This is a genomic window from Bifidobacterium platyrrhinorum (assembly GCF_010667645.1).
GTDB classification, from domain to species: Bacteria; Actinomycetota; Actinomycetes; order Actinomycetales; family Bifidobacteriaceae; genus Bifidobacterium; species Bifidobacterium platyrrhinorum.
Genome location: NZ_WHZV01000013.1, coordinates 49,451 through 56,879 on the forward strand (window position 1 = coordinate 49,451; position 7,429 = coordinate 56,879).

A 7,429-nucleotide genomic window follows, 5' to 3' on the forward strand; every position below is an offset into this window, starting at 1 on the left:
AAACTCGGAAGAACGGGCGGGGCCGCCTTGGTACCGGAAGCAGCCGGCTTCGGCGGAGAAAGGGGCCGATCCGGTACCGCAACGGACGAATCCCAGTACGAAAAGCCCGGACCGACACCGACGCCTTTCCCTAGATCAGTCTCCCTGCGCTTCGCCCATACCTATGGCCATATACCTGTCTCGGCGCCCTCACGCCGTCGCGTACGCCACGTGCGCGAATTCGGGCACCTTGTACCATTTGACCGGGTATCCGGCGCCGTGGGCGCAGAACACGGAGTCGGGCGTATTCTCCAGGTCGGCCTCCGGATCGTATGCGGCCGCTTCGATCACGCGCCGTTCGTCATGGCAGGGCCGGTAGCCGCCGAACGAGGCGGAGAAGCGCCCACGGCCGTGCGTGTACGCGTTCACGTCCATCGCGTAGTCGCGCATCTCGCTCACCGGCGCCCCGCCTTCGATGACGGCGTATTCGCCGTCGTCCGCGGGCGGGTCGAACGTGCCGGACATGCGTTGCACATCGGCCATGGCGCGCCCGATCATGTCGCTCGGCACCTCGAGACGGAACCGGTACCACGGTTCGAGCAGACGGCAGTTGCCCGGGTCCGAGGCGACGTCCTTCACCATGGCGTCGACGTCGCGTCCCTCGCCCGCGGTCCGGCCATTCCCGTCGTTCGCATCGTTCCCGGACGCGGCATCCTCCTCCGGCGGCTCGTATGCGGGCGCGGCGGTGTCCCTGTCCACGACCGGCCGGCCCGTCACGCCGGCGCGCGCCTCCATCAGCCCCTGCCGTATCGCACGGTAGGTAGCCTGCCGGAAGTCGCCTCCCTCCGTATGCTTCAGGTGCGCGCGTGCGGCGACGAGCGTCATCCTCACGTCGGTGAGCGGCGCGCCGACGAGCACGCCGAGATGGTCGCGTTCGGTCAGGTGGGTGAGGATGAGCCGCTGCCAGTTGCGGTCAAGGTCGTTCACGCCCATCGCCGACGCGACGGTCACGCCGCTGCCCGGCTCCCCCGGTTCGATCAGGATGTGCGCTTCGGCGTAGTGGCGCAACGGTTCGAAATGCCCGACGCCTTCGATGGGTGCGGTGATGGTCTCGCGGTAGAGGATCGCGCCGGCGCCGAACGTCACGTCGAGTCCGAACCGGTCGTGCAGGGTCTGCTGGACGATCTCCAGCTGCACGGCGCCCATGAGCTGCACGCGCAGTTCCTGCACGCGTTCCACCCAGTCGACGCGCAGCAGCGGGTCCTCGTCCTCCAGCTCGCGCAGCGCGGCGATCACCCGGTGCAGGGTGAGGTCGTCGAAGCGCGGGCGGTCTGAGGCGCTCTCCCCCGTGCTCCCGTCGTCGCCGGCCTCGGCGGCCCCGGCGGATCCGCCCGCCGCCTCCGCGTCCTGCACACCGGCGGGCAGCACCGTATAGGTGAGCACCGGCTGCATTTCAGGGCTGCCGGCGTCCGGCTCCATTCCCAATCCGGCTCCGGGGAACGTGCGTTCGAGTCCGGTGACCGCGCATACCGCGCCGGCGGGCAGTTCCGTGACGATTTCGGATTTCGCGCCGTTGTAGATGCGCACCTGGTCGATTTTCTCGTCGGTCTTCCCGGGACCGTCCTCCGATCGACCGGTCTCGGTCTCCCCCGCCGCGTTCCCGGTCCCGACCGCCACCATCGACTTGGCCTTGAGCGTGCCGCCGGTGACGCGCAGCCAGGTGAGCCTGTTGTGTTTGTCGTCGTGCGAGATCTTGAACACACGTGCGCCGAATCCGCGCGGCCACTCGGTCTCGCGCGTGTACGCGGTCAGTCCGTCGAGGAATTCGCCGACGCCGTCGAGCTTCAACGCGGAGCCGAAATACACGGGGAACAGCGCACGCCCGGCGATCATCGCGCGCAGCGTGCCCACGGACAGCGCGCCGGTTTCAAGGTATTCGTCCATCGCGGACTCGTCGAGCGTGGCCACGTCCTCGGCGGCGTCGCCCAGGTCGACCGTCTCGCCGTCGTCGGGCGCGGCGCCGCCTTGGCCGGATTCGGGCATCGGCAGCGGGAACACGGCGTCGCCCAGCCGGCGGCGCAGTTGCGCGAGCGTCGCTTCGCGGTCGAAGCCGGCGGCGTCGCATTTGTTGACGAAGACGAACGTGGGCACCCGGTAGCGGGCGAGCAGGCGCCACAGCGTTTCGGTGTGCCCCTGCACGCCGTCGGTGCCGGAGACGACGAGGATCGCGTAGTCGAGCACGCGCAGCACGCGTTCGGTTTCGGCGGCGAAGTCGACGTGCCCGGGGGTGTCGAGCAGGGTGAGGTCCAGGTCGCCGTAGTCGACGAGCGCCTGGTGCGCGAAGATGGTGATGCCGCGGGCCTTTTCGAGCGCGTTCGTGTCGAGGAACGCGTCTCCGTGGTCGACGCGGCCGAGTCTGCGGATCTCGCCGGTGCGGTAGAGCAGGGCTTCGGAGAGCGTGGTCTTGCCCGCGTCCACGTGCGCCACGATTCCCGCCACGATCCGTTTCATCAGCTTCCTTTCTCCATTCGCGAAACCGCCGGTCGCGCCGGACATGCCGCGCGGCTTCGCCGGCGGCCGTCGCGCCCGCGAAGCCCGTTCGCCGCAGCGCGTACCTTCCCAATATAGACGCCGGCGGGAGCCGACCGGACCGGCGGCGGACGCGGGACGCACGCGTTGACACGCGCGGCGGGGCGAAAACCGGTAGATATGTTCCGTATTCCGTACGCGCCTTTACTATGGGATGCGCATCGGACCCGTCGGACGGGCCGTGCGGTCAGACGAAGGCAGGACGACAGACAGGAGTGTTCCATGACCGTTGCAGGCATCGAGGGGTTCCCGACCGATTACGTGGCGCTCGATCTGGAGACCACGGGCTTCTATCCGAACAGCTGCGCGATCACGGAGATCGGCGCCGTGCGCGTGCGCGACCGGCGCATCGTGGACCGGTTCCAGCGTCTGGTGAACCCGTTGAAGCCGATTCCGGCGGCGGTGGTGCGGCTCACCGGCATCACGGACGATATGGTCGCGGGGCTCGACCCGATCGACCAGGTGCTGCCCGAGTTCGTCGCCTGGCTGGGGCAGGGAGCGGACGCGGAGAGCACCGGCGACGGCACCGCGGCCGCCGCGCCCGGCATCACCATGATCGAGCCGCTGATCGGCCACAACATCCGCTTCGATCTGGGTTTCCTTGATTGGAACGCCCGCAAGGTGCTGGACGGCCCGTTCTCCTGCGTGGATTTCGACACGATGCAGATCAGCCGCACGCTGTTCTCCCATGAGCGCCATCATCGCCTGCTCGACCTGATCCAACGGTTCGACATCGCCGACAACGAGGAGCACCGCGCGCTGAGCGACGCCATCCAGACGCAGCAGTGCTTCGAATGGCTGCACAAGTACGTGGACCGTCATGCGGGCCGCGGCGGTTTCGGGACCGTCGACTGGAAGACCGTGCCGACGAAGAACAACGACGCCATCCTCAACCGCCAGATCATCCTGCTGTGACCGTTCCGTCCTCCTACCCGCTGTTCGTCGTCCGCCGATGACGTCGCCGGCGGACGACGGATGCCGGACAACGGACAGCCGACGGTGGACGACGGACGACGGATGGTGGGCAACCGACGGTGGACGACGGACGCCGCGGGCATATCCCGGCGGGCCGGCCGTCCACCGACTAGGCTGGGCGGTATGAGTGAAACATCTGCAACCAACGCCGCCGGCACGCTCAAGTCCGGCATCGACCCGGCGTCGTTCTCCGGCGTCGTCAAGCCCTCCGAAGACCTGTTCCGTTACGTGAACGGCCCGTGGATCGACACGTACCGCCTGCCCGACGACCGTTCCCGCTACGGTTCGTTCGACAAGCTCGCCGAGGACGCGGAGAACCAGATCCGCGACATCCTCGAGGAGGACGACGCCGATGGCGCCGCCGCGGGTGACAAACCCGGCGCGAAGTCGCGCGCCCTGTACCGTTCGTTCCTCGACACCGATGCGATCGAGAAGGCCGGCATCGCGCCGATCAAACCGGCGCTCGACATCATCGACGCCGTGACCGACAAGGCGGGCATGACGCGCGCGCTCGGCGAGCTCAACGCCGAGGGCGGATCGGACATCCTCGGCATCGCCGTCTACGGCGACCCGGGAGACCCGGACCACAACATCCTGCACATCGAACAGGCCGGCCTGCTGCTGCCGGACGAGGCGTACTACCGCGAGGATCATTACGCGCCGGTGCGCGAGGCGTACGTGCACATGGTCGCCACCCAACTCGTGAACGCCGGCTACGCGCCCGCCGCCGAGGAGAACCCGAACGTCGGCGACGAGCTGCCGTCGCACGGCGAAGACGAGCACGACGTCGCCGAAGACGGGGCCCCGATCCCGACGCCGAGCGAGGCGGCCCTCGACATGGCCCGCCGCTTCCTCGACGTGGAAACCCGCATCGCCGCGAACCATTGGGACAACGTGGCGACGCGCGACTCGGTGAAGACCTACAATCCCACCGACTTCGCCGACCTGGCCGCGATGCTCAGGCACTTCGACATCGCAGCGTGGATCGACGCCTGCCAGGCCGGCTACGACACCAAGCCCGCGGCGAGCGTGCAGCCGCTCGACTTCCGTGCGATCTTCGGCCGCGTGATCGTGCACGAGCCGAGCTTCCTGACGGGGCTCGACGCGTTCTGGGAGGCCGCCGACCTCGAGGACCTCAAGCTGTGGGCGCGCGTCCACATGATCGTCGGCGCGGCCTCCTACCTGTCGCACGAGTTCGACAGGACGAACTTCGACTTCTTCGGCAAGGTGCTGTCCGGCCAGAAGAAGCAGCGCGACCGCTGGAAGCGCGGCGTGAGCATGGTCAACGGCGTCTGCGGCGAGGACGTGGGCCGCGAATACGTGCGGCGTCACTTCCCGGAAAGCTCGAAGAAGCGCATGGAGCAGCTGGTCGCGAACCTCATCGACGCGTACCGCGTGTCCATCACGAACTCGGACTGGCTGGGCGAGGACACGAAGGCGAAGGCGTTGGAGAAGCTCGCCAAGTTCACGCCGAAGATCGGCTACACGAACCACTGGCGCGACTATGCCGCGCTGGACGTGCACGAGGACGCGGTGTTCGCCGACAACATGAAGGCCGTGGCCCTGTACGTGATGGGCTACGAGCTGGGCAAGGCCGGCAAGCCGGTCGACAAGGACGAGTGGCTGATGAACCCGCAGACGGTGAACGCCTATTACGAGCCGACCATGAACGTCATCGTGTTCCCCGCGGCGATCCTGCAGCCCCCGTTCTTCGACCCGGACGCGGAGGACGCGGCCAACTACGGCGGCATCGGCGCGGTGATCGGCCACGAGATCGGCCACGGCTTCGACGACCAGGGCGCCCAGTACGACGGCGACGGCAAGCTCGACGACTGGTGGACGGCCGACGACAAGGCGAACTTCGAACGGCGCACGAAGGCGCTCATCGAACAGTACAACGCGTTCGTGCCGAAGCAGCTCGCCGAGAAGTACGCGGACGAGCCGGACAAGGCCCCGCACGTGAACGGCGCGCTGACGATCGGCGAGAACATCGGTGACCTGGGCGGCGTGAACATCGCGCTCAAGGCGTACGCGTTCGCGCTGGACAAGGCCGCCGGCCGCCCCGAGGACGGTTCCGCCGCGGCGATCGAGGCGTCGCTCGCGACCGCGCCGGAGCTCGACGGGTTCACCGGTCTGCAGCGCTTCTTCCTGAGCTACGCCACGATCTGGCGCACGAAGAACCGCGACGAGCTGGCCGAACAGTACCTGCAGATCGACCCGCACTCCCCCGCCGAATGCCGTACGAACGGCATCGTGCGCAACGTGGACCTGTTCTACAAGGCCTTCGACGTGAAGGAGGGCGACGCCATGTGGCTGGCCCCGCAGGAGCGCGTCCATATCTGGTGACCTGCCGGTAACGGCCTCGCCCCGCTCTCCTGATGGGGTTGATTCATCGGGTGGGGGGCGACGGCATGTGATGCCTGTGGCGTAATACCTGTGGCGTATGGATGCGAAGCCGCGTCCATACGCCACATTCGTATGCGTCACTTTCGTGATGCGATCAGAGGCGATCAGGATGCGATCAGGAACCCGTTCGCACGTTCCCCGCGGTGGCCGGCATATGCGCACACGGCGATAAGCCGTATGCGAAAACGGGACCGGCGTACCGCACCGCAACCGCACCGCGTCGGAACCACGTCGAAACCACGTCTCAGAATTCGGCTCCGGTGCCGTCGGCGGGATTGCCGCCGTCGCCGGTCATGGACGCTCCCGGGATGGAATCCTGACCATATTGGGCCTGTACGCCTGTCGGCTGCGTGTCCGTCTCCATGGACGAGGGCGGTGCATCCACGCCATCCGCCGCCACTTCGCCCGTGGCTTCGTCCACGACGACCTGCGTCTCCATATCCGCGGTGTTCCGCGGCACGCCCATATCCGTGCCGGCGGTCGTACCAGGCGTCCGGGAGACATCGATGCTCACGGGCGGTACGACGCCGTTCATGGAAGCGTCGCCAGCTCCCACACCGGGCTGCCCGCCTCCGGTCTGCAATAGAGGATTCGCCGGCGCGCCGACACCGGAAGCGTTCGCACCGTCCGGGGCATCCACACTGCCCGGCTTGCGGCCGCTACGACGGCTGAATGTGGACACGCCCTGGCTGAGATCCGGGCCGACCGCCGTCGCGTCGATGACCGGGGACAGCCGGTCGACGCCGTCCTTCTGCCATCGTTCCGTACGCAGCGTGCCGGTCACGATCACCGGATCACCTTTGCGTAGCGACCCCATCACGTTCATCGACAGCGCGCGATAGGCGCACACGCCGATCCATGAGGTGCCGCGGTCACGCCACTGCCCGCTGTTCGCGTCGTAATACCGTGGAGTCACCCCGACCCTGAACGAGCAGGCGGGGACGTCCTTGCCCGTGACGAAGGAGACGGGACTCGCCCCGAGATTGCCAGTGACGGTCACCAGCGCTTGTTGGATGCCCATGATTGGTCCTTCCCTGCCGGCCACGCTGCCGACATCGTTCAGATGCTTACCAGTCCTGTTTGGTTGTGCTTTCGGTTATGTCGAAGACGGCAGGACAGGCAACGGCGGTCCTCGACATACCGCATCGACGCCGATGGCAAAAGGACTCCGCCTATGCGGGGTGCACCACCGTTGCATGCGCCTCTTCGATGGACATCAGCTTGCGTCATCCGTGCCGAAGCGGGCAAACGATGCGCACCTATGTGTACAGAGCTTGGCAATGTCGGCCGTGTTGTGGATGGAATGTGGATGGATGATGGTTATCCACCGTTTGGTAGGGAACATGGCGGATGAGCTTGGATACCGTGCTCCCCGTTGATGTTCCCGGTTTGTTTGTTGGTTGTGTGTGGGTATGCGAAGGACCCCCGGGAGCTGTGCTCGACCGGGGGTCCAGTATGTTAATAGCGGCGACGTGCTACT

Annotated in this window: 4 protein-coding genes; 2 read left to right on the forward strand and 2 right to left on the reverse strand. The window is 67.1% G+C overall.

The window, feature by feature from the left end:
• Positions 1-189: 189 nt before the first annotated feature.
• Positions 190-2,490 carry an elongation factor G gene (locus GFD21_RS10740; protein ID WP_163197967.1) on the reverse strand — a complete coding sequence of 767 codons (2,301 nt, stop codon included), beginning with the start codon at positions 2,488-2,490 and terminating at the stop codon, positions 190-192.
• A gap of 300 nt (positions 2,491-2,790) precedes the next feature.
• Between GFD21_RS10740 and GFD21_RS10745 the strand changes: the two genes are divergently transcribed.
• Both GFD21_RS10745 and GFD21_RS10750 read left to right on the forward strand, forming a co-directional pair.
• Complete coding sequence (locus tag GFD21_RS10745) at positions 2,791-3,483, forward strand: 3'-5' exonuclease (RefSeq protein ID WP_163197968.1); 693 nt, start codon at positions 2,791-2,793, stop codon at positions 3,481-3,483.
• Between the two features lie 183 nt (positions 3,484-3,666).
• Positions 3,667-5,889 carry a M13 family metallopeptidase gene (locus tag GFD21_RS10750; RefSeq protein WP_163197969.1) on the forward strand — a complete coding sequence of 741 codons (2,223 nt, stop codon included), beginning with the start codon at positions 3,667-3,669 and terminating at the stop codon, positions 5,887-5,889.
• 304 nt (positions 5,890-6,193) lie between these two features.
• Here GFD21_RS10750 and GFD21_RS10755 read toward each other — a convergent pair whose 3' ends face one another.
• Positions 6,194-6,994, reverse strand: a complete 801-nt coding sequence (locus GFD21_RS10755; RefSeq protein ID WP_163197970.1) for a single-stranded DNA-binding protein — start codon at positions 6,992-6,994, stop codon at positions 6,194-6,196.
• Positions 6,995-7,429 lie beyond the last annotated feature (435 nt).

Coding starts and splice junctions, on each gene's coding strand:
- GFD21_RS10745 (WP_163197968.1), top strand. CDS start 2,791: ATGACCGTTGCAGGCATCGAGGGGTTCCCGACCGATTACGTGGCGCTC.
- GFD21_RS10750 (WP_163197969.1), top strand. CDS start 3,667: ATGAGTGAAACATCTGCAACCAACGCCGCCGGCACGCTCAAGTCCGGC.
- GFD21_RS10740 (WP_163197967.1), bottom strand. CDS start 2,490: ATGAAACGGATCGTGGCGGGAATCGTGGCGCACGTGGACGCGGGCAAG.